At 74.7% G+C, this 26750-nt stretch carries 26 protein-coding genes; 14 read left to right on the top strand and 12 right to left on the bottom strand.

From position 1 onward, the window contains the following. The first annotated feature begins 95 nt into the window (after positions 1-95). Genes AC0OLQ_RS27075 through AC0OLQ_RS27100 form a run of 6 tightly spaced genes read left to right on the top strand, consistent with a single transcriptional unit; the run spans position 96 to position 5378 of the window. Positions 96-584, top strand: coding sequence for a YbaK/EbsC family protein (locus AC0OLQ_RS27075; protein WP_357335428.1), 489 nt, complete (start codon positions 96-98; stop codon positions 582-584). After that, positions 581-1312 (top strand): monooxygenase, encoded by a 732-nt coding sequence (locus AC0OLQ_RS27080; protein WP_484528604.1) that lies wholly within the window; start codon positions 581-583, stop codon positions 1310-1312. Before AC0OLQ_RS27075 ends, AC0OLQ_RS27080 begins: the two co-directional genes overlap by 4 nt. Next, positions 1309-1887, top strand: a complete 579-nt coding sequence (locus AC0OLQ_RS27085) for a GNAT family N-acetyltransferase (RefSeq protein WP_357335431.1) — start codon at positions 1309-1311, stop codon at positions 1885-1887. Before AC0OLQ_RS27080 ends, AC0OLQ_RS27085 begins: the two co-directional genes overlap by 4 nt. Before the next feature lie 55 nt (positions 1888-1942). Further along, positions 1943-2755, top strand: a complete 813-nt coding sequence (locus tag AC0OLQ_RS27090) for a carotenoid biosynthesis protein (RefSeq protein ID WP_484528605.1) — start codon at positions 1943-1945, stop codon at positions 2753-2755. Continuing rightward, positions 2752-3879 carry a glycosyltransferase family 2 protein gene (locus AC0OLQ_RS27095; RefSeq protein ID WP_484528606.1) on the top strand — a complete coding sequence of 376 codons (1128 nt, stop codon included), beginning with the start codon at positions 2752-2754 and terminating at the stop codon, positions 3877-3879. The genes AC0OLQ_RS27090 and AC0OLQ_RS27095 overlap by 4 nt, the downstream gene beginning before the upstream one ends. Before the next feature lie 11 nt (positions 3880-3890). Continuing rightward, positions 3891-5378: a phytoene desaturase family protein gene (locus AC0OLQ_RS27100; protein ID WP_484528607.1), complete on the top strand. Its 1488-nt coding sequence runs from the start codon at positions 3891-3893 to the stop codon at positions 5376-5378. 31 nt (positions 5379-5409) lie between these two features. Here the strand turns inward: AC0OLQ_RS27100 and AC0OLQ_RS27105 are convergent, their stop codons facing one another. Both AC0OLQ_RS27105 and metF read right to left on the bottom strand, forming a co-directional pair. Beyond that, positions 5410-6099, bottom strand: a complete 690-nt coding sequence (locus AC0OLQ_RS27105; protein ID WP_484528608.1) for a CDP-alcohol phosphatidyltransferase family protein — start codon at positions 6097-6099, stop codon at positions 5410-5412. A 45-nt stretch (positions 6100-6144) separates the two neighbouring features. Then, positions 6145-7062: a methylenetetrahydrofolate reductase [NAD(P)H] gene (metF, locus tag AC0OLQ_RS27110; protein ID WP_484528609.1), complete on the bottom strand. Its 918-nt coding sequence runs from the start codon at positions 7060-7062 to the stop codon at positions 6145-6147. Between the two features lie 227 nt (positions 7063-7289). On the opposite strand from metF, the gene AC0OLQ_RS27115 reads away from it, so the two are divergent. Beyond that, positions 7290-8645 carry a helix-turn-helix domain-containing protein gene (locus AC0OLQ_RS27115; RefSeq protein WP_484528610.1) on the top strand — a complete coding sequence of 452 codons (1356 nt, stop codon included), beginning with the start codon at positions 7290-7292 and terminating at the stop codon, positions 8643-8645. A 35-nt stretch (positions 8646-8680) separates the two neighbouring features. After that, complete coding sequence (locus tag AC0OLQ_RS27120) at positions 8681-9763, top strand: polyprenyl synthetase family protein (RefSeq protein WP_484528611.1); 1083 nt, start codon at positions 8681-8683, stop codon at positions 9761-9763. Positions 9764-9870: 107 nt separating this feature from the next. On the opposite strand, the gene AC0OLQ_RS27125 is transcribed toward AC0OLQ_RS27120, so the two are convergent. Next, positions 9871-10263 (bottom strand): Rv2175c family DNA-binding protein, encoded by a 393-nt coding sequence (locus AC0OLQ_RS27125; RefSeq protein ID WP_484528612.1) that lies wholly within the window; start codon positions 10261-10263, stop codon positions 9871-9873. A gap of 143 nt (positions 10264-10406) precedes the next feature. Between AC0OLQ_RS27125 and pknB the strand changes: the two genes are divergently transcribed. Together pknB and AC0OLQ_RS27135 are read left to right on the top strand one after the other, a co-directional pair. Further along, positions 10407-12392 carry a Stk1 family PASTA domain-containing Ser/Thr kinase gene (pknB, locus tag AC0OLQ_RS27130; protein WP_484528613.1) on the top strand — a complete coding sequence of 662 codons (1986 nt, stop codon included), beginning with the start codon at positions 10407-10409 and terminating at the stop codon, positions 12390-12392. Between the two features lie 11 nt (positions 12393-12403). Then, on the top strand, positions 12404-13264 hold the full coding sequence (locus AC0OLQ_RS27135) for a deoxyribonuclease IV (RefSeq protein WP_484532445.1): 861 nt from the start codon (positions 12404-12406) through the stop codon (positions 13262-13264). A gap of 104 nt (positions 13265-13368) precedes the next feature. Here AC0OLQ_RS27135 and AC0OLQ_RS27140 read toward each other — a convergent pair whose 3' ends face one another. The 3 genes from AC0OLQ_RS27140 to AC0OLQ_RS27150 form a co-directional block, all read right to left on the bottom strand. Beyond that, positions 13369-14397, bottom strand: coding sequence for a threonine aldolase family protein (locus AC0OLQ_RS27140; RefSeq protein WP_484528614.1), 1029 nt, complete (start codon positions 14395-14397; stop codon positions 13369-13371). 50 nt (positions 14398-14447) lie between these two features. Next, on the bottom strand, positions 14448-15854 hold the full coding sequence (locus AC0OLQ_RS27145) for a class II 3-deoxy-7-phosphoheptulonate synthase (RefSeq protein ID WP_484528615.1): 1407 nt from the start codon (positions 15852-15854) through the stop codon (positions 14448-14450). 114 nt (positions 15855-15968) lie between these two features. Then, positions 15969-16463 (bottom strand): hypothetical protein, encoded by a 495-nt coding sequence (locus AC0OLQ_RS27150; protein WP_484528616.1) that lies wholly within the window; start codon positions 16461-16463, stop codon positions 15969-15971. Positions 16464-16703: 240 nt separating this feature from the next. Here AC0OLQ_RS27150 and AC0OLQ_RS27155 point away from each other — a divergent pair, with 240 nt between their 5' ends. Next, positions 16704-17690: an AraC-like ligand-binding domain-containing protein gene (locus AC0OLQ_RS27155; RefSeq protein ID WP_484528617.1), complete on the top strand. Its 987-nt coding sequence runs from the start codon at positions 16704-16706 to the stop codon at positions 17688-17690. 69 nt (positions 17691-17759) lie between these two features. Here AC0OLQ_RS27155 and AC0OLQ_RS27160 read toward each other — a convergent pair whose 3' ends face one another. Then, complete coding sequence (locus tag AC0OLQ_RS27160) at positions 17760-19403, bottom strand: glycosyl hydrolase family 18 protein (RefSeq protein WP_357335451.1); 1644 nt, start codon at positions 19401-19403, stop codon at positions 17760-17762. Between the two features lie 143 nt (positions 19404-19546). Between AC0OLQ_RS27160 and AC0OLQ_RS27165 the strand changes: the two genes are divergently transcribed. After that, positions 19547-20038, top strand: coding sequence for a glutathione peroxidase (locus tag AC0OLQ_RS27165; protein WP_484528618.1), 492 nt, complete (start codon positions 19547-19549; stop codon positions 20036-20038). Between the two features lie 57 nt (positions 20039-20095). Further along, a complete protein-coding gene (locus tag AC0OLQ_RS27170; RefSeq protein WP_484528619.1) occupies positions 20096-21409 on the top strand; it encodes an exo-beta-N-acetylmuramidase NamZ family protein in 1314 nt (437 codons plus the stop codon). Between the two features lie 63 nt (positions 21410-21472). Here the strand turns inward: AC0OLQ_RS27170 and AC0OLQ_RS27175 are convergent, their stop codons facing one another. After that, the gene (locus AC0OLQ_RS27175; RefSeq protein WP_484528620.1) at positions 21473-22276 is read right to left on the bottom strand and encodes an SGNH/GDSL hydrolase family protein; all 804 of its coding nucleotides are present in this window, start codon (positions 22274-22276) and stop codon (positions 21473-21475) included. A 179-nt stretch (positions 22277-22455) separates the two neighbouring features. On the opposite strand from AC0OLQ_RS27175, the gene AC0OLQ_RS27180 reads away from it, so the two are divergent. After that, positions 22456-23403 (top strand): threonine ammonia-lyase, encoded by a 948-nt coding sequence (locus AC0OLQ_RS27180; RefSeq protein WP_484528621.1) that lies wholly within the window; start codon positions 22456-22458, stop codon positions 23401-23403. Positions 23404-23409: 6 nt separating this feature from the next. Here the strand turns inward: AC0OLQ_RS27180 and proC are convergent, their stop codons facing one another. The 4 genes from proC to AC0OLQ_RS27200 form a co-directional block, all read right to left on the bottom strand. Further along, the gene (gene proC, locus AC0OLQ_RS27185; protein WP_484528622.1) at positions 23410-24228 is read right to left on the bottom strand and encodes a pyrroline-5-carboxylate reductase; all 819 of its coding nucleotides are present in this window, start codon (positions 24226-24228) and stop codon (positions 23410-23412) included. A 73-nt stretch (positions 24229-24301) separates the two neighbouring features. Continuing rightward, the gene (locus tag AC0OLQ_RS27190) at positions 24302-25330 is read right to left on the bottom strand and encodes a 6-phosphofructokinase (RefSeq protein WP_091320179.1); all 1029 of its coding nucleotides are present in this window, start codon (positions 25328-25330) and stop codon (positions 24302-24304) included. 179 nt (positions 25331-25509) lie between these two features. Continuing rightward, positions 25510-26013, bottom strand: coding sequence for a pyridoxamine 5'-phosphate oxidase family protein (locus AC0OLQ_RS27195; protein WP_484528623.1), 504 nt, complete (start codon positions 26011-26013; stop codon positions 25510-25512). A 69-nt stretch (positions 26014-26082) separates the two neighbouring features. After that, the gene (locus AC0OLQ_RS27200; RefSeq protein ID WP_484532446.1) at positions 26083-26580 is read right to left on the bottom strand and encodes a polyadenylate-specific 3'-exoribonuclease AS; all 498 of its coding nucleotides are present in this window, start codon (positions 26578-26580) and stop codon (positions 26083-26085) included. Positions 26581-26750: the final 170 nt, after the last annotated feature.

The raw sequence follows: 26750 nt of genomic DNA on the forward strand, positions 1-26750 counted from the left end.
CCGGCCGCCGGCGTGTCGCGACAGGAGCTTCACGATCGACGCGCCGGGGGTGGGGCGGGGGCGTGGGACCGGGCGCGGTGGGGAGAATGAGGGGCATGCAGCCACACCCGAACGTGCAGGCGGTGCAGCGGGCGCTCGACGACGCGGGGGCGCGGGACGGCTCCGGCGGCCCCAGCCAGGTCCGCCTGCTGCCCGAGGCCGTGCACACCGCCGCCGCGGCGGCCGAGGCGCTCGGCGTCCAGGTCGGCGCCATCGCCAACTCGCTCGTCTTCGACGCCGACGACACGCCCCTGCTGGTGCTCACCTCCGGCGCGCACCGGGTGGACACCGCCGAACTGGCCGCCTCCCTCGGGGTCACCCACCTGCGCCGGGCCACCCCGGAGTTCGTCAAGGGGCACACCGGGCAGGTGATCGGCGGGGTCGCCCCGATCGGCCACCCGCAGCCGCTGCGCACCATCGTGGACACCGCACTGGCGGCGTACGACGAGGTGTGGGCGGCCGGCGGCGTGCCGCAGGCGGTCTTCCCCACCACGTACGCGGAGCTGCTCCGGCTCACCTCCGGCACCCCGACCGAGGTGGCGTGACCCCCGAACTCGTCACGCTGCACGTCTGGCGGATCCCCCGGGCGGCCGTCCCCCGGGCGCTGGCCCGGATGGCGACCCACCCGGCGCGGCTGCGCCGGATGCCCGGCGTCCGGTTCGCCAAGCTGCTCGGCACCGGGACCGGCACCGGCTTCGGCCCCGGCGACGCCGACCTGACCCGGTGGGCCGCCCTGGTGGTGTGGGACTCCCCCGCCGCGGCGGCCCGCTTCGACGCCTCCCCGGTCGGCCGCTCCTGGGCCCGGCTCGCCCGCGCCGGCGTCCGGGTGGAGCTGCGCCCGCTGACCAGCCGGGGCGAGTGGTCCGGCCGCCGCCCGTTCGGCGAGCCGTCCGGCGGCCGGGTCGCCGGGCCGGTGCTCGCGCTGACCCGGGCCCGGCTCCGGGCCCGCCGGGCGGCCACCTTCTGGCGGGCGGTCCCGCCGGTCGCCGCCGCCCTGCACGCCGCGCCCGGCCTGCTCGCCCGGTTCGGCGTCGGCGAGGCCCCGCTGGGCTGGCAGGGCACGGTGAGCCTGTGGCGCGACGCGGCGGACCTGGTCGCGTTCGCGTACCGTCAGCCGGAGCACCGCGCCGCGATCACCCGCACCCCCATCGAGGGCTGGTACGCGGAGGAACTGTTCGCGCGGTTCGCGGTGGGCGAGGTGGTCGGCGACCGCACGGTGCTGGGATGGGGCGCCCCCGAGAGCGACCCGGAAACGGCGAGAGGGAACGCATGAGGTTGGTGCGGTGGACGCCGGACGATCTGGTCCGGCGGCTGGACGACGTGGTGGCCGTCTACGGCGAGGCGATGGGCTACCGCGCCGACCTGCTGGAGGCCCGGCGCGGCTACATCGCCACCCACGTCCGCCGGCCCGGCTTCCGCGCCGTCGCCAGCCTCACCACCGAGGGACACCTGGCCGGCTTCGGCTACGGCTACCTCGGCGCCGCCGGCCAGTGGTGGCACGACCAGGTGCACCGGGCGCTGGACGCCGAGACCCGGCAGCGCTGGCTGAGCCACTGCTTCGAGGTGGTCGAGCTGCACGTCCGCCCGCCCGCGCAGGGGCACGGCCTGGGCGCCGGCCAGCTGCGTGCCCTGCTCACCATGGCCGAGGGGAGCACGACCCTGCTCTCCACGCCGGAGGCCGACGAGCAGAAGTCCCGGGCCTGGCGGCTCTACCGCCGGTTCGGCTTCGTCGACATCCTGCGCCACTTCCACTTCCCCGGCGACGAGCGGCCGTTCGGCGTGCTCGGCCGGGACCTGCCGCTGCCTCCACCGGGCCCCGGCGGCGCACCCGCCCCGGACACGCCGTGAGCGCGAGGAGTGAGCCGGGGTTGCGAGCCCCGCAGTCGCGAACCGAGGTGGTGCCGTGAGCCGGGGCCGGCTGCCCTGGGCACTGCTGGCCGTCCTGGTCCTGGCCCAGATCTGCTACCCGCTCACCGGCGGCGCGACCCGGGCCGGGCTGACCGTGGCCACCGTCGGGCTCGGCTGGCTGCTCTCTGTGGGGCACGCGCTGCTCAGCCGGGGCGCGCGCCCGGCGCTCGCGCTGGTCGCCGTGGCCACCGGCGGCGGCTTCGCGATCGAGGCGCTCGGAGTGGCCACCGGCTTCCCGTTCGGCAGCTACGACTACTCCGGCGAGCTGGGCCCGAAGCTGGCCGGGGTGCCGCTGATCATCCCGCTGGCCTGGACCTGGATGGCCTGGCCGGCCTGGCTCACCGCGGTGCGGCTCACCGGCTCCCGCCCGGGCCGGGTCGCCCTCGCCGCGGTCGGGCTGGCCGCCTGGGACCTCTTCCTCGACCCGCAGATGGTGGCCGAGGGCTACTGGCGCTGGCGGGACGCCACCCCGGCCCTGCCCGGCCTGCCCGGCATCCCGGTCAGCAACTACCTCGGCTGGCTGCTTTTCGCGGTGCTGCTGATGACCGCGCTGCGCCCGCTCGCCGGGCCGGTCGTCGACCGCGCCGGCGACCGGGACGGGCCGATGTTCGCGCTCTACCTGTGGACGTACGTCTCCAGCGTGCTGGCGCACGCGGTCTTCCTCCGGCTGCCCGCCTCGGCGGTCTGGGGCGCGGCGGGGATGGCGGTGGCCGCCGTGCCGCTGGCGGTGACGCTGCTGCGCGCCCGCCGGGACGGGGCCGGTCGCCGGGCGGCCGAGCCGGCGTCTCGCGTCGACGCGCCGGCATGATCCCCGCGCTCGTCCTGGCTGCGGCGGTCGCCGCGCTCACCGTGCACACGCTGGTCAACGCCACCGTGTGGCTGCGCCGGCCCGGCGCCGGCCCGGTCGAGGTCACCGAGGCGGTGGCGGTGCTGCTGCCGCTGCGCGACGAGGCCGGCCGGGTCGCCCCGTGCCTGCGCGCGCTGCTCGCCCAGCGCGGCGTGCCGGAGCTGCGGATCGTGGCGCTCGACGACGGCTCGACCGACGGCACCGCCGACGTGGTCCGCGCGGTGGCCGGCGACGACCCGCGGGTCACCCTGCTCACCGGGGTCGCCCCGCCGCCGGGGTGGCTGGGCAAGCCGCACGCCTGCTGGCAGCTCGCCACCCGCACCGGCCCGGCCCCGACCGTGCTGGCCTTCGTCGACGCCGACGTGGTGCTCACCCCGTACGCGGTCGCGGCGGCGGTGACCGAACTGCGCGCGGCCGGGGCGACGCTGCTGTCGCCGTACCCCCGGATCGTGGTGCGGACGGCGGCCGACCGGCTGGTGCAGCCGCTGCTGCAGTGGTTGTGGCTGACCTTCCTGCCGCTGCGCGCGATGGAACGCTCGCCGCGGCCGTCGCTGGCCGCGGCGGGCGGGCAGTTCCTGGTCGTGGACCGGGCCGGCTACCTGCGCGCCGGCGGGCACGCGGCGGTGGCCGCCCGGGTCCTGGAGGACATCGAGCTGGCCCGGGCGGTGAAGCGGTCCGGCGGCCGGATCGCCCTCGCGGACGGCGCGCGGCTGGCCGCCTGCCGGATGTACGAGAACTGGCCGCAGCTGCGCGACGGCTACACCAAGTCGCTCTGGGCCTCGTTCGGGCATCCCACCGTCGCGGCGGTGGTGGTGACCCTGCTGCTCCTGCTCTACACCGCTCCCCCGCTGGTCGCGGCCGGCGCCCTGGTGGCCGGCGCGCCGGTGACGGCCGGGCTCGCGCTGGCCGCCTACCTGCTCGGCGTCGCCGGGCGGGCGGTCAGCGCCCGGGCCACCGGCGGGCGGGCGTGGCCCGACGCGCTGGCACACCCCGTATCGGTCGTGGTCCTCGGTTGGCTGACTTTCCGGTCGTACCATCTGCGAAAGCGACGCCGGATCACCTGGCGGGGTCGCCCGGTCGGCTAGGAGGGGGCGGCATGGCGCGGATCGTGGTCATCGGCGCCGGCGTGGGCGGGCTCGCCGCCGCCGCCCGGCTGGCGGTCACCGGGCACGAGGTCACCGTCTTCGAGCGGGCCGACACGGTCGGCGGCAAGCTCGGCCGGCACCGGCAGGACACCCCAGAGGGGTCGTGGTGTTTTGACGCCGGGCCGAGCCTGGTCACCCTGCCGCAGGTGTTCCACGACCTGTTCGAGACGACCGGCGCGAAGCTCGACGAATACCTGGACCTGGTGCCGCTGGACCCGATCGTCCGGCACGTCTTCCCCGGCGGCGGCCCCACCCTCGACTCCTGCGCCGACCCGGCCGAGTTCACCGCCCGGATCGGCGCGGCGCTCGGCGACCGGGCCGCCGCCGACTGGCAGCGGCTCTGGCGGCGGGCCGGCCGGGTGTGGGCGGCCTCGCACCGGGAAGTGCTGCGCCGCACCGTGGACTCCCCCCGCGACCTGGCCGCGCTGGCCTGGCGGCTGGGCGACCTCGCCGCCATCGGCCCCGGCCGCAGCCTGCGCGGGCTGGGCCGCCGGCACCTGTCCGACCCCCGGCTGCGGATGCTGCTCGACCGGTACGCCACCTACACCGGCGCCGACCCGCGCCGCGCCCCGGCCGCGCTGGTCGCCGTCCCCTACGCCGAACTGGCGTACGGCGGCTGGTATCTGCGCGGCGGGCTGGGCACCCTGGCCGACGCGCTGCTGTCGCGTTGCCTGGACCTCGGCGTGGTGGTGCGGACCGGCGCCACGGTCACCCGGATCGACGCGGCCGGCGGCCGGGTGCACGGGGTACGCCTGGCCGGGGTGGCCGCCCCGGTCCCCGCCGACGTGGTGGTGGCCAACGTCGACGCGCTGACCCTCTACCGGGACCTGCTGCCCACCCCGCGCCGGCTGGCCGCGCTCACCGACCGCAGCCTGGCCGGATTCGTGCTGCTGCTCGGCGTCCGCGGCGACTCCGGGCTGGCCCACCACACCGTCTTCTTCCCGCGCGACCACGACGCCGAGTTCGACGCGGTCTTCGGCGACCCGGGGCGGGGCGTCCGGGTCCGGCCGGCACTGGACCCGACCGTCTTCGTCACCGTGGCCGACGACCCGACGGTCCGCCCGGCCGGGCACGAGGCGTGGTTCGTGCTGGTCAACGCGGCCCGACACGGCACCGCCGCGGGCGCGGTCGACTGGCGGCGGCCGGGGCTGGCCGAGGCGTACGCCGACCGGATCCTCGACGTGCTCGCCGAACGGGGCGTGGACGTGCGGGACCGGCTGGTGTTCCGGGAGATCCGCACCCCGGCCGACCTGGACGCGTCGACCGGCGCGCCGGGCGGCGCGATCTACGGCACCGCGGGCGGGCTGCTCCGCCCGGCCAACCGGGGCCCGGCTGCCGGGCTCTGGCTGGTCGGCGGCTCCAGCCACCCCGGCGGCGGCCTCCCCATGGTCACCCTGTCGGCGGAGATCGTCGCCGACGCCATCGGCCCGGCCTGGTAGGCCCGGTCGCCCGCGCCGGATCAGGCCGGGGTCAGTCGGCGTCGATCAGCGCGCGGCGGACGGCGGAGAGCAGTTGGCCGAGGCCGAAGCCGGCCAGCAGCACCCAGACCGTGGTGGCCATGGTGATGGTGCCGGCCATCAGGTCGGCGTCGACCAGCCCGGTGAGCCCGGCCACCAGCAGCCCGACCAGCGCCACGCAGACCCGGGTGGGGCGCTCCCCCACGGTCACCGCGCCGATCTCCCGCATCCCGGCGGAGACCGCCCGGGCCCGCACGTACTCGTGCAGCCAGGACAGGCCGCCGGCTGCGGCGACCAGCGCGCCGGGCGCGCCGAGCAGCCAGAACGCGGTCAGCCAGGCGGCCTCGCCGAGCCGGTCGGCCACCGAGTCGTAGACGTAGCCGAGCCGGGTGGTGCGGTTGGTGGCCACCGCCACCGCGCCGTCGACGCTGTCCGCCACCGCGGCCAGCAGCACGAACAGCGCGCCCAGGAACGGCCCGTCACCCACCCGCCCCACCAGCAGGGGTACGCAGAAGCAGAGCAGCACCCCGACCACGGTCACCGGGGTCGGGCCGACCCGCAGCCGGCCCAGGATGTAGCCCACGTGGTAGGCGAGGCGCAGCCAGGCGCGGACCACCGGCGCGGCCGCCCGGGGATCGAAGCCGCCGTGCAGTCGCGCCCACGCGGTCGCGTACTGGTCCCAGTTCAGCTGTGTGCCCACCACGGGATCAACCGTAGAAGGACGGTGCGGGTGTCGTGGGCCGGGTGCTCACACCCGCGCGGCGGCGCGCAGGCGCTGCCAGACCTCCCGGGTGGCGGTGGAGCGGTTGAGGGTGATGAAGTGGATCCCCGGCACGCCCTCGTCGAGCAGCTTCGCGCACATCTCGCTCGCCTGCTCGATGCCGAGCCGGCGGACCGCCTCCGGGTCGTCGGCCACCTCGGCGAACCGCGCCGCGAGGGCCGGCGGGAACGGCGCGCCGGAGAGCTGCACGGACCGCTCGATGGTGCCCAGCTGGGTCACGGGCATCACCCCGGCCAGGATCGGGGTGTCGCAGCCGGCGGCGGCCACCCGGTCGCGAAGCCGCAGGTAGTCGTCGGCGTCGAAGAACATCTGGGTGATCGCGAACTCGGCCCCGGCCCGGCACTTGCGGACGAAGTGCGCGGTGTCGCTGGCCACGTCGGGCGAGCGGGGGTGCTTGTACGGAAAGGCGGCCACCCCGACGCTGAAGTCGCCGGCGTCCCGGACCAACCGGACCAGCTCCTCGGCGTACCACACGCCCTCCGGGTGCTTGATCCACTCGCCGCCCGGGTTGCCCGGCGGGTCGCCGCGCACGGCCAGCACGTTGCGCACCCCGACCGAGGCCAGCCGGCCGATGACGTGCCGCAGCTCGGCGACCGAGTGGTCGACCGCGGTGAGGTGGGCCATCGGCAGCAGCGTGGTCTCGGTGGCGATCCGCTCGGTCACGGCGACCGTGGTGTCCCGGGTCGAGCCGCCCGCGCCGTAGGTGATCGAGACGAACGAGGGACGCAGTGACTCCAGCTCGCGGATGGCCTGCCAGAGCAGGCGCTCCCCCTGCGGGGTCTTCGGCGGGAAGAACTCGAAGGAGAAGGTGGGCCGGCCGTCACGGATCAACTCGCCGATGGCCGGCTGAGGGTTGGGGAGGACCGAGGGAAGACCGAGCGCCACGGACCGACTGTAACCGGCGGGTCCGGGCCGGCCCAGGATCTTCCCAGCCCGCGAGCACGAGCGGGGCGGAGCGTCGTACCCCGGGGGTAGGAAGGGGGCAGCGCGGTGGGGCCGGCCGGTGGCCGGTCCCGGGGGCCCGCGCGGGGGTCGCCACGATCGGCGGCGCGTCGGTCCGGCACCGCCGGGCGTCCGCGTCGCCGCCCGCGCCGTCGCCTCCGGAGGACCCGATGACCCCGTCCCCGTCACCCGGCCCGCGCCTGCTCGGGCCGCTCCTGGTCGAGCTGCGGGTGGCCCGCGGCTGGAGTCAGCAGCGGGTCGCCGCCGAGCTCTGCGCGGCCGCCGGCGTGCCGACCCTGACCCGGCACGAGGTGTCCCGGTGGGAGCGGCAGCGCCGGCTCCCCGGCGACTTCTGGTCCGGCTGGCTGGCGGTGGTCCTCGGGGTGCCGGGCGAGCTGCTCGCGGAGGCCGCCGCGCACAGCCGCCGGCTCGGTGCGGTGCCGGCGGCCGTCGGCCCGGCCGGCTCCCGCGCACGGCTGGCCCTGCTCACCCTGGCGCACCGCTGGGCGGCCGACCCGTCCGGTGCCACGCTCGGCGGCCCGCTCGTCGACCTCGCGCCGGCCGAGCCGCCCCGCCCCGACGACCTGCCGGGCGGCGGCGACCTGGCCGAGCTGCGGCGCTGGGACGACCTGCTGGGCGGGGCCGACCTGGCCGGGCACGGCGCCCGCCGGCTGCGCCACGCGGCCCGGGGCTACCGCGCGGCCGGGCCCGCCGGCCGGCGCCGGCTGCTGCCGGTGCTGGCCGAGTCGGCGCAGCTGGCCGGCTGGCTGGCCGCCGACGCCGGGGACCTGGCCGGCGGGCTGACGACCTACCGGCTGGCGCTGCGCGCCGCGGTGGCCGCCGGGGACCCGCCGCTCGCCGGGCACGTGCTCGGGTCCGCCAGCCAGTTGCTGGCCGGCGCCGGGGACCCGGCGGGGGCGCTGACGCTGGCCCGGATCGGCTACGCCGGCTGCCGCGCGGCCGCCTCCCCCGGGCTGCGGGCGCTGCTGCTGCACCGGGTGGCCCTCGCCGCCGCGCTCGCCGGCCGGGCGGGCGCCGCCGGGCAGGCGCTGGCCGGGGCCGCCCGGGCCGACACGCCCGACCCGGGCCGGGAGCCGCCCTGGCTGTACTGGCTCGACGAGGCGGAGCTGGCGGCGCTGACCGGGCGCACCCTGGTCGCGCTGGGCCGCCCCGGGCCCGCGGTCCCGCTGCTCCGGCCGGTGGCCGGCGGGCGGGGCCGGCCGCGCCGGGCGGCCGTCTACGGCGGCTGGCTGGCCCGGGGCTATCTCCAGCTCGGCGAGATCCCCGGGGCCTGCGCGGTGGCCGGCGCGGCGCTGCTCGACGCCGTCCGGTCCGGCTCGCCCCGGGCGGTCGGCCAGCTCACCGAGGTACGCCGCCGGCTGGCCGGGCACCCGCACGAGCCGGCCGCCCGGCGCTACGCGGGGCTGCTCGCGGCGGCCCGCCCGTACCTGCCGGTCACGCCCCCGGCGGCGCGGGCGCGACGGTCCCGGTCGATGCCGCGCGCGGCACGCCGGGACGGGGGGTAGGGCGCGAGCGGCGCACACCGGATAGCGTCGTCGGCGTGACCCACGCTGCTCCCGTGTCCCCCGTCGACCGCGCCGGCCTGCGCCAGCGGATCGACAAGGCCCTCACCGAGTTTCTCGCCGGCCAGCGCGGCTGGCTGACCACCCTCGACGACGGCCTGGTGCCCGTCGCCGAGGCGATCGAGGCGTTCGTGCTGGGCGGCGGGAAGCGGCTGCGCCCGGCCTTCGGCTACTGGGGCTACCGGGGTGCCGGTGGGGTCGACTCCGACCAGGTGGTCGCCGCCCTGGCCGCGCTGGAGTTCGTGCAGGCCAGCGCCCTGATCCACGACGACCTGATGGACCGCTCGGACACCCGCCGGGGCGAGCCCGCGGTGCACCGGCGGTTCGCCGCCCGGCACCGCGCGGCAGGCTGGAGCGGCGACCCGGACGGGTTCGGCGACGCGGCGGCGATCCTGCTGGGCGACCTCTGCCTGGTCTGGTCCGACGAGCTGCTGCACTCCGCCGGCCTGGACCCGCGCACGGTGGCCCGGGCCCGCCCGGTCTTCGACGAGATGCGCACCGAGGTGACCGTCGGGCAGTACCTGGACGTGCTGACCCAGGCCACCGGGGACACCTCGCTGGAGCGGGCCGGCAAGGTGGCCCGCTACAAGTCGGCGAAGTACACCGTCGAGCGGCCGCTGCTGCTCGGCGCCGCGCTGGCCGACGCGCCGGCCGAGGTGCACGCGGCCTACTCGGCGTACGGGCTGCCGTTGGGCGAGGCGTTCCAGCTCCGCGACGACGTGCTGGGGGTGTTCGGGGACCCGGAGCGCACCGGCAAGCCGGCCGGCGACGACCTGCGCGAGGGCAAGCGGACGTATCTGGTGGCGGCGACCCTCGAGGCGCTCGACGACACCGGCCGCGACCTGCTGCTCGGCGGCCTCGGCGACCCGGATCTGGACGCCGCCGGCGTGGCCCGGCTGCGCGAGCTGATCACCGCCAGCGGCGCCCTGGACCGCACCGAACGGCGCATCGCCACCCTCACCGAGAGCGCCCTGGCGGCCCTCACCACGGTCGACCTCGACACTGAGGCCCGCCAGTCCCTGGTCGACCTGGCCATCGCCGCCACCCGCCGCACCGACTGACCCCGATCCCCACTCCCCCGGCATCCCCCCGGGCGATCATGAGGTTGACGGCGAAGTCGATCTCCGGAAGTGCCGCCAACCTCATGATCGACGGGGTTGGGCGCCCGTCAGAAGCCGAGGGCCTGGGCGCGGCGCTTGACCTCGCGGGCCTGGTCGCCAGCGAGGGCGGCGGCCGGCGTGGTGCCGGGGAGGCTCGGGTCCTCCTGGTAGAGCCAGCGCAGCGCCTCCTCGTCGTCGTAGCCGGCGTCGGCGAGCAGGTTGAGCACGCCGGGCAGGTGCTTGAGCACGGTGCGGTTGGCCACCAGGTCGGCCGGGATCCGGCGGACGCCGTCGCGGCGCACCGCGAGCAGCTCCCGGTCGCGGATCATCTGGTGCACCTTGCTGATCGACAGGTCGAGGCGCTCGGCCACGTCCGGCAGGGTCAGCCAGCCGGCCGGGTCGGTCGGTCCGGGCAGGTCGGCGCCCGTGGCGGCGGTCTCGGCGGGTACGGAATCGGTCACCCGACCACCCTGCCACGTGCCCGCCGGGGCCGGTCGGCGGCACCCCGTACCCCGCCGGCGGCCCGCGGCGTTCCACCACGGTCCCAACCCGGCTGTAGCATCCTGTTCAACCTTCACCCTCCCGACACATAGACTGCCTGCCGATGGACACACAGGTCGCCGACACGTTGCTGGGCTCGCTGATCGACGGGCGCTACCGCATTCGCGGTCGCGTGGCCCGCGGCGGCATGGCGACCGTGTACACCGCCACCGACGAGCGCCTGGAGCGCACCGTGGCGGTCAAGATCATTCACCCGACCCAGGCGCCCGAGGCCCGGGCCCGGATGGCCGGCTTCGTCGAGCGCTTCACCGACGAGGCGAAGACCATCGCCCGGCTCACCCACCCCAACGTGGTGGCGGTCTACGACCAGGGCAGCCACGCCGGCCTCCCCTACCTGGTGATGGAGTACGTGCGCGGCCGCACCCTGCGCGACGTGCTCGCCGAGCGGCGCCGGCTCGCCCCGGACGAGGCGCTGGCCATCGCCGAGCAGATGCTCGCCGCGATCGCCGCCGCGCACCGGGCCGGCCTGGTGCACCGCGACGTCAAGCCGGAGAACGTGCTGGTCGCCGAGGCGCCCACCGGCGGCACCACCACCAGCCTGGTGGACAGCGTGGTCAAGGTTGCCGACTTCGGGCTGGCCCGCGCGGTCGAGGCCAGCGCCGAGGAGGAGAACGGCAACCAGCTCATGGCCACCGTGGCGTACGTCGCTCCGGAGCTGGTCACCCAGGGCCACGCGGACCCCCGCACCGACGTCTACTCGGCCGGCATCGTGCTGTTCGAGATGCTCACCGGCCGGGTGCCCTACGACGGCGACCGCCCGGTGGAAGTCGCCTGGCAGCACGTCGACCGGGACGTGCCGGCCCCGTCGACCCTGGTGCCGGCGCTGCCCCCGGTCCTCGACGAGCTGGTCGCCCGGGCCACCCGGCGTGACCCGGCCGCCCGCCCGGCCGACGCCGGCGCGCTGCTGACCGAGGTGCAGGCCGCCCGGGACGAGCTGGGCAACGGCCACTCGCGCACCGCGGTGCTGCGGCAGGTGGGCGACGAGACCGCCGTGCTCGCCCAGCCGACCATGGTGGTAGCGGCGGTCCGCCCGGCCGAGCGCCCCGCCTGGGCCCGGCTGCCCGAAGGCGGCGGCCAGCGTTCGCACCGCCGCCGCGCCGTCGAGGACGAGGGCCTGGGCAGCCGGCTGGCCGGGCTGCGTACCCGGGTGATGGGCTCGCCGCGCGGCCGGCTGGCGGTCGCCGCGGCGGCCGTGGTGCTCGGCCTGGTGGCCGCGATGGGCGGCTGGTGGTTCGGGGTGGGCCGCTACACGGTCGCCCCGCAGCTGGTGAGCCTGAGCAAGGTCGACGCGGAGGCGCAGGCCACCCGGGGCGGCTTCACCCTGCGCTACGCCGAACCCCGCTACGACGAGAAGATCCCCAAGGACACGGTGCTGGGCCAGGACCCGGTCTCCGCCACCCGGATCGTCAAGGGCGGCACGATCACCCTGACCCTCTCGCTCGGCCCCGAGCGGCTGCCGGTGCCGGACGTGGTGGGCAAGGACTTCGAGCTGGCCCAGGCCGAGCTGACCGACGCCAAGCTGGCGCCGGTCAAGGGCAGCTCGCGCTACGACGACGCGCTGCCGGCCGGCGTGGTGCTGGCCACCGACCCGAAGGTCGGCACGGTGGTCAAACCGGGGTCGAAGGTGACGGTCATCCTCAGCAAGGGCCGTGCCCCGGTGACCGTGCCGAACCTGGTGGGCAAGAACCTCACCGAGGCCCGCACCATCCTCGGCCAGCTCGGGCTGACCCCGGTGGAGAACTACAAGGACTCCGACAAGCCGAAGGACGAGATCCTCGGCCAGAGCCCGGCCGACGGCACCGGCGTGGAGAAGGGCGCCCAGGTCAAGCTGGAGGTCAGCAAGGGCCCCGCCCAGGTGCCCGTCCCCCGGGTCGTCGACCTGCCCTGCCAGCAGGCCAAGCAGGTGCTGGAGAGCCAGGGCTTCCCGGTCAACATCCAGCTCAACCCCAACGGGGTGGCCCGCTTCCAGAACCCCGGCGAGAACACCCCGGTGCCGCCGGGCACCCCGGTCACGGTGACGTGCCTGTGAGCGAGCAGAGCGTGAGCGCGCGGCGGCGGGTCGGCTCGCACACCCCCACCTCCGGCGGGCTGGCCAAGGCGGCGCTGCCCTACGCCGACGCGGCCGCCTCCGAGGCGGTGCAGGTCTACGTCTCCAACTCCCGCGGCTGGGCGCTGCCGGCGGGCGACCCGCAGCAGGACGTGCTGTTCCGGGACGGCTGCGGCGAGCGCGGCCTGCCGGTCTTCATCCACGCCTCGCTGCTGGTCAACCTCGGCTCACCCACGCCGGCCACGGTCGAGCGGTCGGCGGAGACCCTGGCGCACGCGCTGCGCCGGGGCCGGGCCATCGGCGCGCAGGCCGTGGTGTTCCACGCCGGCAGCGCCGTCGACGCGGGCCACGCCGAGGCGGCCATGCGGCAGGTCCGCGCGGCCCTGCTGCCGCTGCTCGACGAGAGCGCGGCCAGCGACGGGCCGATGCTGCTGGTCGAGCCGAGCGCCGGGGGCGGCCGGTCGCTGGCCTCCCGGGTCGAGCACCTGGGCCCCTACCTGGACGCGGTGGACCGGCACCCGATGATGGGCGTCTGCTTCGACACCTGCCACGCCTGGGCGGCCGGGCACGACCTGGCCGCCGAGGGCGGGATGACCGCCACGCTGGACGCGCTGGTGGCCACGGTCGGCGCGGACCGGCTGAAGCTGGTGCACGCGAACGACTCGAAGGACCTGTGCGGCTCCACCCGGGACCGGCACGAGAGCATCGGCAAGGGCACCATCGGCGAGCCCGCGTTCGCCGAGCTGATGCGCCACCCCGCCACCGCCGGCGTCCCGATCCTGGTGGAGACCCCGACGGAGAAGCACGTCGGCCACGCCGCCGACATCGCCACCCTCAAACGCCTCCACCCCTGATCCCCCCTGATCCCCGCCCATCCGAGTTGATCAAGAGGTTCGCGTCGGGATCCGCGCCGCGGATGACGCAAACCTCTTGATCAACGAGGCGTGGAGCCCAGGGGTCAGGCGCGGAGGAGGCCGGTGAGGATCTGCGCGGCGCGGTCGACCTGGGCGTCGGAGACGTCCAGGTGGGTGACCAGGCGGGCGGTACGCGGGCCGAGCACCGAGATCAGCAGCCCCTCCGCCCGGGCGGCGGCCGCCAGGGCCGGCGCGTCGAGCGGGTGCTTGGCCAGGTCGAGCGGGACGATGTTGGTCCGCACCACGGTCGCGAGCACCCCGTACGGGGCGACCGCCTCGGCCAGCCGGGCCGCCTTGGCGTGGTCCTCGGCGAGCCGCTCGACGTGGTGGGCCAGCGCGTACCGGCCGGCGGCGGCCAGGATGCCGACCTGCCGCATGCCGCCGCCCATCCGCTTGCGGACGAACCGCGCCCGGGCGATCTTCTCGGCGCTCCCGACCACCACCGAGCCGACCGGGGCGCCGAGGCCCTTGGAGAGGCAGACCGAGAGGGTGTCGAACAGCGCGCCGTACTCGGCCAGCGGCACCCCGTCGGCGACGTGCGCGTGCCAGATCCGGGCGCCGTCGCAGTGCAGGGCGAGCCGGTGCTCGTCGGCGACCCGGCGCAGCTCACGCAGGGTCGCCAGGGGGATCACCCCGCCGCCGCCCCGGTTGTGGGTCTGCTCGACGGCGATGGCCCGGGTCGGCACCGCGAAGTAGCCGTCGGGCCGGACCATCCCGGCCACCACCTCGGGGTCGATCTCCGCGCCCACCGCCGGCCAGGTCCGCGAGGAGATGCCGCCGTACGCGGCGGCCGCGCCGATCTCGTACGTGACCACGTGCGCGTCGGCGTCGCAGAGCAGCTCGTCCCCGGGCGGGACGAGGAGCTGGAGAGCGATCTGGTTGGCCATCGAGCCGGTCGGGGCGAACAGCGCCGCCTCGTGCCCGAAGAGCGCGGCGACCTCGGCCTCCAGCGCGGTGACCGTGGGGTCCTCGGCGTAGACGTCGTCACCCACCTCGGCGGTGGCCATCGCCTCCCGCATCCCGGCGGTCGGCCGGGTCACGGTGTCCGAACGAAGATCGATCAAGTCAGCCACGGTTGTCCTTTCGGCTGCCGACTGCGGGGCTCGCAAGCTCACTCCTCGCGTCAGCCACGCAGCATCTCCGCAACGAGGAAGGCCAGCTCCAGCGACTGCTGGGTGTTCAGTCGCGGGTCGCAGGCGGTTTCGTACCGGTCGGGCAGGTCGAGGTCCTCGATGCCCTGGGCGCCGCCGAGGCACTCGGTGACGTCCTCGCCGGTCAGCTCGACGTGCAGGCCACCCGGGTGGGTCTCCAGGCCGCGGTGCACCTCGAAGTAGCCGAGCACCTCGTCGACGATCCGGTCGAAGTGCCGGGTCTTGTAGCCGTTCGAGGACTCGTGGGTGTTGCCGTGCATCGGGTCGCACTGCCAGACGACCTTGGCGCCGGCGGCGGTGACCTTGGCGACGATCGGGGGCAGCGCGTCCCGCACCCGGTGGTTGCCCATCCGGCTGATCAGGGTGAGCCGGCCGGGGACGTTGTCCGGGTTGAGCTTCTCGCAGAGCTCGATGGCCTCGTCCGGGGTGGTGGTCGGGCCGAGCTTCACCCCGATGGGGTTGGCGATCCGGGAGATGAAGTCGAGGTGCGCCCCGTCGAGCTGCCGGGTCCGCTCGCCGACCCAGAGGAAGTGCCCGGACAGGCCGTACGCCCGGCCGCCGGAGATCCGGGTGAGGGCCCGGTCGTACTCCAGCGCCAGCGCTTCGTGGGAGCAGTAGAGGGTGACGGTGCGCAGCGCCTCGTCGTCGGTCATCCCGCAGGCGCGGATGAAGGCCAGCGCCCGGTCGATCTCCCGGGCGATCGCCTCGTAGCGCTCGCCGGCCGGGGACTGCTTGACGAAGCCCTTGTTCCAGTCGTGGACCGCGTGCAGGTCGGCCAGCCCGCCGGCCAGGTACGCCCGGAGCATGTTCATCGCGGCGGCCGAGTTGGCGTACGCCCGGATCATGCGCTGCGGGTCGGCGACCCGCGCCTCCGGCGTGGCCTCCAGCGAGTTGATCATGTCACCGCGGTAGGCCGGCAGGCCCCGCGCGTCGGTCGGCAGGGACCGGGGCTTGGTGTACTGGCCGGCGACCCGGGCGACCTTGACCACCGGCAGCGACGCGCCGTAGGTCAGCACGATCGCCATCTGGAGCAGGGTGCGGGCGTTGGCCAGCAGGTGGCTCTCGGTGTTGTCGGCGAAGGTCTCCGCGCAGTCGCCGCCCTGGAGCAGGAACGCCTTGCCCTCGCAGACCAGGGCCAGCCGCTGCCGGAGCTGGTCGACCTCGTAGGGGGCGACCACGGACGGCACCGTGTCCAGCACCTTGCAGACCTCGGCGACCTGCTCCTGGTTCGGCCAGGGCGGGGTCTGCGCGCGTGGGAGCTCCCGCCAGCGGTCCAGGCCGAGGGCCGCGTCCTCGGCGGAGTCGGCGGTCGGACGACTGGTCTGGAGCCCCGGGCTGCCCACCGCGGGGTGACTCAGCTGATGCCACTCATGGCGCATGGGAGAAAGCGTACGGCGACCGCCGGGGCGGCCCGTCGCCGAGGGGGACGGTTCCGGTGGTTGGGAGATCATCGACACATTCCGGAACCGCCGCAGGTCGGGGCGGGTGCGGGGTCAGGGGGTGGCCGCCGGCTCCGGGGTGTTGCCGCCCAGCGCCTCGCCGGCGATGCACCAGTCGGCGCCGGTCCGGGTGACCGTGAACAGCAGCGACCGGGTGGCCTTGCGGGAGCCGACGGCGACGGTGATCGTGGTGCTGACCTCTTCGCCGTGCGGGCCGGACCGGACGTCGGTGATGGTGGCCTGCGGGACGGTGAAGTGGTCGGCGAAGTCGCCGTTCGGGCCGGTGGCCGCGGCGTCGAAGGCGGTCTGCATGGGCGCGCAGAGCTGGCTGCGCCCGGCGTCGACGTCCTTGGCCGCCATCGCGTCCAGGTACGCCTGGACCCGCTCCCGGCTCTTGGCCGCCGCCTCCTCGGCCGGCGCCCGCTGCGACTGGCTGGCCGGGGTGCCCGCGGCGTCGTCCCCGCCGCCGAGGCCGCAGCCGGCCAGTGTGACCGTCAGGAGCGCGAGCAGCGCGCCGCCGGCCACCGCCCTCGGGTGCGTCAGGCCCATCGGTCCCCTTCCATCGCGCGGGCATCGGGACATGCCGAGCGGCGAGTCTGTCACATCGACGCCGTCGTATGCCGGCCCGCCAGGCCGGCCGGCGGGCGGCTGCCACCGCCCTCGACGACCTGCCCATCCTCGCCCGGATCGCCCCGGCCGGCCAGAGCGGCACGCGGATCGGCGTCCGGCCCCCACCGGTTGGACGCCGGGCCGGCCGGCGCCGACAATGGCGTACCCCTGAAGGAGGTGATGGTCGTCCTCGCCGTGGCATCGATCGACACCGCCGGGCTGCCCCCGGCCGAGCGGTTCGCCTTCTGGCAGGACGTCGTGGCCCGCGACTCGGCGGCCGCCCGGATCAGCAGCGCGCACGCGGCCGACTTCGCCGCCTCGGCCCGGGCCGTCGACCTGGGCGTGGTCCGGCTCGGCGTCTGGCGGTACCCGTCGCTGGAGCTGGCCCGCACCCCCCGGCTGATCCGCAGCTCGGACCCCGAGTTCTATCAGCTCGCCCTGCCGCTGAACGGCCACGGTGTGGTGTCGCAGCAGCGGCGGTCGGCCCGGCTCGACCCGTCCGGTTTCGCCTTCATCGACACGGTCCGCCCGCACGGCTCCCGGCACGCGCCGGACCGGGCCGCCGGCCCGCTGGAGACGCTGACCGCGCTGGTGCCGCACCGGGCGCTGCCGCTGCCCCCGCGCCGGGCGGCGGCGCTGCTCGCCGCGGAGATCCCCGCCGACGCCGGGATGGGCGCCCTGCTGGCCAACTTCCTGCGCCGGCTGGTGGCCCACCCCGAGCAGTACGCCGCCTCGGACGCGCCCGGGCTCGACCGGATCGCCCTGGACCTGATCGCCGGCACCCTGGCCCGGCAGCTGGAGGTGGAGGGGGAACTGCCCGTCGAGGTGCGGATCACGGGCCTGCGGGCCCGGGTGGAGGCGTGGATCCGGCGGCACCTGGCCGACCCGGGGCTCAACCCGGCCGCCGTGGCGGAGGCGCACCACCTCTCGGTGCGCGCACTGCACCGGCTCTTCGACGACGCCGACACGACCGTGGCGGCCCTGATCCGCACGGCCCGCCTGGACCGCTGCTTCCGCGACCTGGCCGACCCGGGGCTGCGGCACCTCGCCGTCCACCAGGTCGCCGCCCGCTGGGGCTTCCGGGACCGGGCTCACTTCAGCCGGGCGTTCCGTGCCGCGTACGGGCTCTCGCCCCGCGAGCACCGGGACCGCAGCATCCGTACCTGAACCGACACCGTGCGGGGAGGGGCCGGTGCGGCCCCTCCCCGCCGGGTGGGTGGTGCGTCGGCCCTCGGCTCAGCCGAGACCGCCCTTGATGGCGCTGATCAGCTCACCGTTGCTGGTGTCTCCGGAGAGCTCCCAGAAGAACGCGCCACCGAGGCCCTGGTTCTTCGCGTAGGTCATCTTGCCGCCGATGGTCGCCGGGGTGTCGTAGCTCCACCAGTTGCTGCCGCACTTGGCGTAGGCGGTGCCGGCGATCGTGCCGGTGGCCGGGCAGGTGTTCTTGAGCACCTTGTAGTCCTCGATGCCCTGCTCGTAGGTGCCGGGCGCCGGGCCGGTGGCGGTGCCGCCGGGTGCCGACTGGGTCACCCCGGTCCAGCCGCGGCCGTAGAAGCCGATGCCGAGCAGCAGCTTGTCGGACGGGACACCCTTGGACTTGAGCTTCTGGATCGCCGCGTCGGACCAGAAGCCCTGCTGTGGGATGCCGGTGTACGAGGTGAGCGGCGAGTGCGGGGCGGTCGGGCCCTGGGCCGCCCAGGCGCCGAAGTAGTCGTACGTCATCGGCATCAGCCAGTTGAGGTTCGGCACGGCGCCGGCGTAGTCGGTCGCGTCGATCTTGCCGCCGGTGCTGCCGTCGGCCGTGATCGCCGCGGTGACCAGGAAGCTGGAGCCGAACTTGCTCCGCAGCGCGCTGATCACGTTCTTGAAGGCGTTCGGGCCGCTGGTGTCGCACTGGAGGCCGCAGGCGTTCGGGTACTCCCAGTCGATGTCGATGCCGTCGAAGACGTCCGCCCAGCGCGGGTCCTTGATCAGGGAGTAGCAGGAGTCGGCGAACGCGGCCGGGTTCTGCGCGGCCTGGGTGAAGCCGGCCGACCAGGTCCAGCCGCCGAAGGACCAGATCACCTTGAGGTTCGGGTACATCTTCTTCAGCTTGCGGAGCTGGTTGAAGTTGCCGCGCAGCGGCTGGTCCCAGGTGTCGGCCACGCCGTCGACGCTGTCCGCCGCGGTGTACGCCTTGTCGTAGTCGGCGTAGCTGTCGCCGATGCTGCACCGCCCGCCCGTGGTGTTGCCGAAGGCGTACAGCAGGTGGGTCAGCTTGGCGGCGGACCCGCTGGTGTGCACGTTCTTCACGTGGTAGTTGCGGCCGTAGACGCCCCACTCGGTGAAGTAGCCGACCACCTTCTTGCCCCCGCTCGGCGGGGTCGTGGTGGGCGGAGGCGTGGTCGGCGGAGGCGTGGTCGTCGGCGGGGCCGTGGTGGGCGGAGTGGTGGTCGGCGGCGGCGTCGTGGTCGGCGCGGTCGTCGTCGGAGGAGTGCCGCCGGAGCAGGACGCGCCGTTGACCGTGCAGGTCAGCGGCGCCTTGTACGCCCCGGTGCCGTTGTAGCCCCAGCTGAAGCTGGCGCCCGCGGCGAGCGGGCCGGCCCAGCTCTTCTTGACCGCCACGTAGTGGTTGCCGCTGCTGGTGACGTCGGCGTCCCAGGAGCTGCTGATGGTGGTGCCCGCGGGCAGGTCGAACTCGATGCGCCAGGTGTCGACGCTGGCGCTGGTGCCGTTGGTGATGGTCACTTTCGCCTCGTGACCGGTTCCCCAGTCCTGCACCTTGGTGAACGTGGCGGTGACGCTGCCCGCGGCGGAGGCGGTCGCCATCGGCACCGCCGCGACCGCGAGCGCGACCACGGCGCCGGTGGCCCAGAGGGCCCGGCGGAGCGATCTCTTCATACGGCGTCTCCCCAAACAGTTAGGAAACTTTCCAGATTGGATGCTGAGACGCTACTCACGCGTCACCACTTCGTCAAGATGTAGATACATCGATTCATCGGGTCCGGCGCCGGCGGGCCCGGCCAGCCCCGTAGCCTCGTCCCATGACCGTTTTCGACGTGCAGATCGACGCCCTCGCCGGCGGCCCGGCCGACCTTGGGCAGTACCGCGGCCGCGCCCTGCTGGTGGTCAACGTGGCCTCCCGGTGCGGCCTCACCCCGCAGTACGCCGGCCTCCAGGCCCTCGCCGACGAGTACGCGGACCGGGGGCTGACCGTGCTCGGCGTGCCGTGCAACCAGTTCGCCGGGCAGGAGCCCGGCACCGCCTCGGAGATCGAGGAGTTCTGCCAGGTCAACTACGGCGTGGCGTTCCCGCTGACCGAAAAGGTCGACGTCAACGGCCCGCACCGGCACCCGCTCTACGCCGAACTGGTGTCCACCCCGGACGTCGAGGGGCACACCGGCGACGTGCGGTGGAACTTCGAGAAGTTCCTCGTCGCGCCGGACGGCACGGTGGCGGCCCGGTTCGCCCCCACGATCACGCCCGACGCTCCGGAGCTGCGCGCCGCGGTCGAGAAGGTGCTGCCGGTCGGCTGACGCCCACCTTTGTAGGGAACCTTCCTTGACCGCCCATCGAGCTGTAGCTAAGTTTCAATGACCTCGGACGAGGAGGTCATGATGGAGCGCAGAAGGTTCCTGGCCGGCGCGGGTGCGGTCACCGCGGGCGCGGTCGCCGCGGCGGCCCCGGGCACGGCGGGGCAGGCGGTGCCCGGCATCCGTCGGGTGGCGACCGGCTTGGACGTGCTGGTCGATTCCGGATTCGCCGCACTGGCCGGCCAGCGGGTGGGGGTGGTGTCCAACCCCACCGGTGTGGACGCGGCCTACCGGCACCTGGTCGACCTCATGCACGAGTCGGGCCGCGTGCAGGTGGTCGCGGCGTTCGGCCCCGAGCACGGATTCCGCGGATCCGCCCAGGCCGGCGGCAGCGAGGGCACCGGCACGGACGCCCGCACGGGCATCCCGGTCTACGACGCGTACGGCGCCAGCCAGGCCAAATGGGAGAGCCTGTTCACGTCCACCGACGTGGACACGGTCGTCTTCGACATCCAGGACGTGGGCGCCCGCTTCTACACGTACATCTGGACGATGTACACGTCGATGGTCGCGGCGGCCCGGGTCGGCAAGCGGTACGTGGTCCTCGACCGGCCCAACCCGGTCGGCGGACGGGCGTACGGGCCGATGATGACGCCCGCCTTCACGTCCGGCGTGGGGCTGAAGGAGATCGTCCAGCAGCACGGCATGACCGTCGGCGAGCTGGCCCGGTTCTTCAACGCGGAGTTCCTGCCCGCTGAGGCCGGACGGTCGGTCGAGCTGGAGGTGGTGCGCTGCCGGAACTGGAAGCGTGACCTGCTCGCCGCCGACACCGACCTGCCCTGGGTGATGCCCAGTCCGAACATGCCCACGCCGGACACCGCGCTGGTCTACCCCGGCACCTGCCTGTTCGAGGGCGTCGCCTCGATCACCGAGGGGCGGGGCACCTGCCGGCCGTTCGAGCTGATCGGCGGGCTCGCCGGCGACTTCGACCACCACTGGGGAGACCGGCTCAACGCTCGGAACCTGCCGGGTGTCGAGTTCCGCGAGGCCTACTTCTCCCCCACGGCGGCGGGGCAGAAGCCGGCCCTGCTGAACAAGCTCTGCGCCGGCGTCGAGGTCAAGATCATCGACCGGGCCGCCTACGACCCGATCCGCACCGCGGTGGCGATGCTGGTCGAGGCGCGGAAGTACCCGGCGTTCGCGTGGCGGATCGACTCGTGGGACGCCCGGCCGTACTGGGTGGACAAGCTGACCGGCTCGCCCCGGCTGCGCACGATGATCGACGCCGGAGCCGAGGTGGACGACGTGGTCGGCGCCTGGGCCGACGAGCTGGCGGCCTTCGAGCAGCGGCGGCGTCCGTACCTGCTCTACTGACCGGGCCCACCCCGCGGCCCCCGCTCCACTCGTCCGTCGGGCGGAGCGGGGGACGCGCCCGGGTCAGCCCGCGGCGGAGCGGAAGACCGGGTAGTAGCCGCCGGACTGCCCCGCGGCGGTCGGGTGGTACGAGACGGTGAGGTTCAGGTAGTTCAACGCGTGCAGCCACTTCTCGCCGTAGCTGCAGAGCTGGTGCCCGACGAAGATCGACCGGACGTCGGCGAAGGTGAAGCCGGCCGAGGTGGCCGCCGTCCGGGTGATGTCGTCGACCAGGTTGATCCCCTCGTTGATCTTCGCCCGCGAGGTGGCGCTCAGGCCGACGCAGACCGTGCCGAGCTGGTAGAAGACGGGGTAGCCGACCACCACGACGCGGGCCGAGGGGGCCCGGCTCCGGATGCCGTTGTAGACGTTGGCCAGCTTGCCGGGCAGCTGGGTGCGGGCCTTGTCCTCGGCGGCCTGGACCGCGGCCACGCACTGGGTCTCGCCCTGGAGCACGCAGGTGCTCATGATGCTGGAGAAGCCGACGTCGTTGCCGCCGATCGTGACGCTGACCAGCGTGGTGGTCGAGGAGAGCGCGGAGATCTGGTTGTTGACGACGTCCGTGGTGGTGGCGCCGGAGCAGGCGACCGAGCGGTACGAGGCCGGCCTGATGTTGGCGTTGTAGAGCGCCGGGTAGGCGTTGGTGCTGCGCAGGCAGGACCCGCTCTCGGAGGTGTAGCTGTCGGCGCCGACGCCGGAGGCGTACGAGTCGCCGAGAGCGACGTAGCGATCGGTCGGGGCCGCCTGGGCGGGGGCGGCCAGGGGCAGCGTGACGCCGAGGGAGGCGGCCAGGGTCAGGGCGAGGGTGGCTAGACGGGATCTCCGCACGTCGCACTCCTGGGGGTGGGAAGTGGTGGTGGGAGATAGATACCAATAGATTGGACGCCGACGAAAGATCGACGATTCGCGCCGACTGCAGATAGACGCTTATTGATACAAACCGTTGCCGGGCACGTGAGCGCAACTGAAGATTTTCGCCATCGCGCGGAGCGGGTTAGGCTCGCCGGGTGGGGTTGATCAGCGGGGACGACATCACTGCGGCCGAGAAGCGCCTCGACGGACGGGTGGTCCACACCCCGCTGCTGGAGGCGCCGGACCTCGGCGCCGACCTGGGCCTGCGGCTGGCGGTGAAGGCGGAGAACCTCCAGCACACCGGGAGCTTCAAGGTCCGCGGCGCCACCAACGCGCTGCTCGCCCACGCCGAGCGCGCCGGCACGCCGGCCGGGCTGGTGGCCTTCTCCGCCGGCAACCACGCGATCGCGGTGGCCCACGTCGCCCGCGCGGCCGGGCTACCCGCCGTGGTCTGCATGCCACCGCACGCGGTGCCCAGCAAGCTGGCCGCGGTACGCCGGCTCGGCGCCGAGGCGGTGCTCACCGACGACCTGCTGGCCACCGCCGAGACGGTCGCGGCCGAGCGCGGCTTCCACCTGCTCGCGCCCTTCGACGACCCGGACGTGATCGCCGGTCAGGCCACCGTCGGGCGGGAGATCCTGGCCGACGGCCCGCGCCCGGACCTTGTGCTCGTACCGGTGGGCGGCGGCGGGCTGATCAGCGGGATCGCCGCGGCCGTGCGCGCGGGATCGCCGGCGACCCGGATCGTCGGGGTGGAGCCGGACGGGGCCAACGCGATGTCGTACGCGCTGCGGACCGGGACGCCCACCCTGCCGGTCCGCCCGGCCTCGGTCGCCGACGGCCTGGCCGCCCCGTTCGCCGGGCGGCACACGCTGGCGCACGTCCGGGCGCTGGTCGACACGGTCGTGGAGGTGCCGGAGGCGGCCATCCTGCCGGCCTGGGCCGATCTGGTGGTGGCCACGAAGCTGCTGGTCGAGCCGGCCGCCGCGGTCACCCTGGCGGCGTTGCGGGCGGGGCTGGTCGAGGTGGCGCCCGGCGAGCGAACGGTCCTGGTGCTCAGCGGCGGCAACGTCGCGCCGGCCGTGCTGGCCACCCTCGGCTGACGGGGCTCAGTCGGCCTGGGCGGCCAGTTCGCGGGCCCGGTCGCGGGCCGCCTCCAGCGCCGCCAGCATGGCCGCGCGAACGCCGTGGTTCTCCAGCTCGCGGACGGCGGAGATGGTGGTGCCGGCCGGCGAGGTGACCGCCTCGCGGAGCTTCACCGGGTGCTCGCCGGAGTCGCGCAGCATCACGGCCGAACCGATGGCGGTCTGCACGATCAGCTCGTGCGCCACCTGGCGCGGCAGGCCGAGCAGGATGCCGGCGTCGATCATGGCCTCGACCAGCAGGTAGAAGTAGGCCGGGCCGGAGCCGGAGAGCGCGGTCACCGCGTCCTGCTGGGACTCGGGCACCCGCAGGGTGGCGCCGAGCGGCTTGAACATCTCCTCGGCCAGGGCCAGGTGCGCGCCGGTGGCGTGCGCGCCGGGCGAGATCGCGCTCATCGCCTCGTCGACCAGCGCCGGGGTGTTGGTCATCACCCGGACCACCGGGGTGCCCTCGGGCAGCCGGCGGTTGAAGAAGGCCGTCGGCAGGCCGGCGCAGAGCGAGATGACCAGCTTGTCGGCGGGCACCTTCGGGCCGATCTCGTCCAGCAGTGCCGCCGCGTCCTGCGGCTTGACCGAGACGGCGAGCACCTCGGCCTCGTCCACCGCGGTGAGGTTGTCCACCACCCGGACGCCGTACCGGGCGGTCAGTTCCTCGGCGCGGGCGGGGCGGCGGGCGGTGGCGAGCAGCCGCTCGACCGGCCAGCCGGAGCGGAGCAGCCCGGAGAGCATCAGCTCGCCGATCTTGCCCGCGCCGATCACCGCGACCGTGTGCACCTCGGGTGCCATGAGCCGTACCCCTCTCAGTGGAGGTGCGGCGCGGCGGGCCCGTTCGAGGACCCGCCGCGCCGCCCGCCGTCGGTCAGCTGCCGAAGAAGACCTCGGCCTCGGCGTACCGCTCCAGCGGCACGGTCTTCAGCTCGCGGGTGGCCTCGGCCAGCGGAACCCGGACGATGTCCGTGCTCTGCATCGCGACCATCTTGCCCCAGTCGCCCTCGTTCGCCGCGTCGATCGCGTGCAGGCCGAGCCGGGTGGCGAGCACCCGGTCGAACGCCGTCGGGGTGCCGCCGCGCTGGATGTGGCCGAGCACCACGGTGCGGGCCTCCTTGCCGGTCTTCGCCTCCAGCTGCTCGGCGAGCCACTGACCGATGCCGCCGAGGCGGACGTGGCCGAACGCGTCGAGCTCCTGGTTGTGCAGCACCATCTGGCCGTCCAGCGGCTGGGCGCCCTCGGCGACCACGACGATCGGGGCGTACTGGTGCTGGAAGCGCTTCTCGACGTAGCCGGCGACCTGCTCGACGTCGAACTGCCGCTCCGGCAGCAGGATCACGTTGGCGCCACCGGCGAGACCGGCGTGCAGGGCGATCCAGCCGGCGTGCCGGCCCATCACCTCGACGACCAGGGTGCGGTGGTGGCTCTCCGCGGTGGTGTGCAGCCGGTCGATCGCCTCCATGGCGATGTTCACGGCGGTGTCGAAGCCGAAGGTGTAGTCGGTGGCACCGAGGTCGTTGTCGATCGTCTTCGGCACGCCGATGACGTGGACGCCCAGCTCGTGCAGCTTGGTGGCGACACCGAGGGTGTCCTCGCCGCCGATCGCGATCAGCGCGTCCACGCCCTGCGCGGCGAGGTTGTCCTTGATCCGCTCCACGCCGCCGTCGATCTTGAACGGGTTGGTCCGGGACGAGCCGAGGATGGTGCCGCCACGCGGCAGGATGCCGCGCACCTCCGCGATGCCCAGCGGCTTGGACAGGCCCTCCAGCGGGCCCTTCCAGCCGTCCCGGAAGCCCACGAACTCGTGACCGTAGGTGGCGACGCCCTTGCGGACCACCGCCCGAATCACCGCATTGAGACCTGGGCAGTCGCCGCCGCCGGTGAGCACGCCGATACGCATGATCTGCTCATCCTCCTGGAGCATCAGGTGAAGCCCGGATAAGCCCCAGGATATGTGTCAGATCAGACCATCGGCGCCGTTGCCGGCCCGGGGCGGGCCGTCAGTGCGCACTGTAGTCGGCGTGGGTGCCCGCCGACACCGCGCCCCGGCCCCGTTCCGACCCCCGGACCGGCTACCGGTCAGTAGCTGACCTCGCCGTTCTGCCCCGCCTTCGGCGGGTGCCGGGTGACCGCCGCCCGGGCCAGGCCGAGCAGGCTCACCACCGTGTTGCTCGGCGCGTCCCAGTACTCGGCGGAGCCGGCGTGCACCTTGATCAGCGTGAGGCCCGGCGTGTCCAGCCCGTCCGGGAACCAGGCCTTCAGCAGCGGGTGCCACAGCCGCTCGGCCCGCGCACGGTCCCACTCCTCGGCGGCGGTGCCGGCCACCGACACCCAGGCGTGCTGCCGCTGGTCGGAGAAACCCACGTTGACCTGCGGGTTGACCCGGATCTGGCGGACCTTGGCGGAGTCCGCGTACGCGAAGAACCAGAGGTCGCCGTCGAACTCCGCCTCCTGGAGCCCCATCGGGCGGCTGACCAGTCGCCCGTCGACGGCGCTGGTGGTCAGCAGGCAGATGCGCGCGGCCCGGATCAGCTCGGTGAACCGGCGGCGGCCATCCGCGGCGCTGGTCGGCTGCTTGCTCATGCGGCCCTCCCTCGGATCGGCTCGATGCCGATCCTGCCCGGGACAGAACCGGTCAAACCTGCCGACAGCTCACCGGACGGTCATCGCCCGCCAGCGGGCCAGGTTGTGCCGGGCGTCGACCAGCGCGTCGTGCCGGCCCGCTTCCGCCTCCGGCAGCCGCGGCCGGCCGCGCTCGTCCCAGAGCTGGCGCAGCTCCTTGGTGAACCGCGGGATCTCCCGCGGCAGCGCCGGCATCGCCCCCCAGAGCTGGGCCAGCACCACGTGGTCGTACGCCGCGTACCAGGCCCAGAGCTCCAACTGCTCGCCGGGCCGGTCCCGGACCGGCGCCATCAGGAACTCGTAGAGGTCGTCGCGGATCCGCTCCCGGGAGCGCCAGGCCCGGTCGGCCGGCGAGGGGAGCTTGTCCAGCACGTTGCGGCGCACCCAGGGCACCGCCCGGGAGTCGTCGAACTCGGTGGAGACCGCGTAGAACTCGCGGCCGTACTCGTCGACGACGCCGATCGACACGAGGTCGACGATGCGGCCGTCCTCGATGAACTCACAGTCGTAGAAGTAGCGGTAGACCATCGGCACCATCCTCGCCCACCGCCGCCGGCCGCTGGTCGCCGGGGCCGTCCGCCGAGGTCGACGGCGCGTCCGCCGCAGTTCGTGACGGTCACGGAAGTGTCTCCAGGGGTGTACAGCACGCGACGGGAGCGTCATGATCTGATGTGTACCGCTACCGGACGCCGAACCGG

The organism is Micromonospora sp. Utrum1 (genome assembly GCF_057197805.1).

Excerpts from the sequence above, each read along its gene's own strand:
- AC0OLQ_RS27100 (WP_484528607.1), top strand. The coding sequence starts at position 3,891 with ATGGCGCGGATCGTGGTCATCGGCGCCGGCGTGGGCGGGCTCGCCGCC.
- AC0OLQ_RS27115 (WP_484528610.1), top strand. The coding sequence starts at position 7,290 with ATGACCCCGTCCCCGTCACCCGGCCCGCGCCTGCTCGGGCCGCTCCTG.
- AC0OLQ_RS27165 (WP_484528618.1), top strand. The coding sequence starts at position 19,547 with ATGACCGTTTTCGACGTGCAGATCGACGCCCTCGCCGGCGGCCCGGCC.
- AC0OLQ_RS27085 (WP_357335431.1), top strand. The coding sequence starts at position 1,309 with ATGAGGTTGGTGCGGTGGACGCCGGACGATCTGGTCCGGCGGCTGGAC.
- AC0OLQ_RS27195 (WP_484528623.1), bottom strand. The coding sequence starts at position 26,013 with ATGAGCAAGCAGCCGACCAGCGCCGCGGATGGCCGCCGCCGGTTCACC.
- AC0OLQ_RS27145 (WP_484528615.1), bottom strand. The coding sequence starts at position 15,854 with ATGCGCCATGAGTGGCATCAGCTGAGTCACCCCGCGGTGGGCAGCCCG.
- AC0OLQ_RS27200 (WP_484532446.1), bottom strand. The coding sequence starts at position 26,580 with ATGGTCTACCGCTACTTCTACGACTGTGAGTTCATCGAGGACGGCCGC.
- pknB (WP_484528613.1), top strand. The coding sequence starts at position 10,407 with ATGGACACACAGGTCGCCGACACGTTGCTGGGCTCGCTGATCGACGGG.
- AC0OLQ_RS27075 (WP_357335428.1), top strand. The coding sequence starts at position 96 with ATGCAGCCACACCCGAACGTGCAGGCGGTGCAGCGGGCGCTCGACGAC.
- AC0OLQ_RS27150 (WP_484528616.1), bottom strand. The coding sequence starts at position 16,463 with ATGGGCCTGACGCACCCGAGGGCGGTGGCCGGCGGCGCGCTGCTCGCG.
- proC (WP_484528622.1), bottom strand. The coding sequence starts at position 24,228 with ATGGCACCCGAGGTGCACACGGTCGCGGTGATCGGCGCGGGCAAGATC.
- AC0OLQ_RS27170 (WP_484528619.1), top strand. The coding sequence starts at position 20,096 with ATGACCTCGGACGAGGAGGTCATGATGGAGCGCAGAAGGTTCCTGGCC.
- AC0OLQ_RS27095 (WP_484528606.1), top strand. The coding sequence starts at position 2,752 with ATGATCCCCGCGCTCGTCCTGGCTGCGGCGGTCGCCGCGCTCACCGTG.
- AC0OLQ_RS27160 (WP_357335451.1), bottom strand. The coding sequence starts at position 19,403 with ATGAAGAGATCGCTCCGCCGGGCCCTCTGGGCCACCGGCGCCGTGGTC.
- AC0OLQ_RS27155 (WP_484528617.1), top strand. The coding sequence starts at position 16,704 with ATGGTCGTCCTCGCCGTGGCATCGATCGACACCGCCGGGCTGCCCCCG.
- AC0OLQ_RS27190 (WP_091320179.1), bottom strand. The coding sequence starts at position 25,330 with ATGCGTATCGGCGTGCTCACCGGCGGCGGCGACTGCCCAGGTCTCAAT.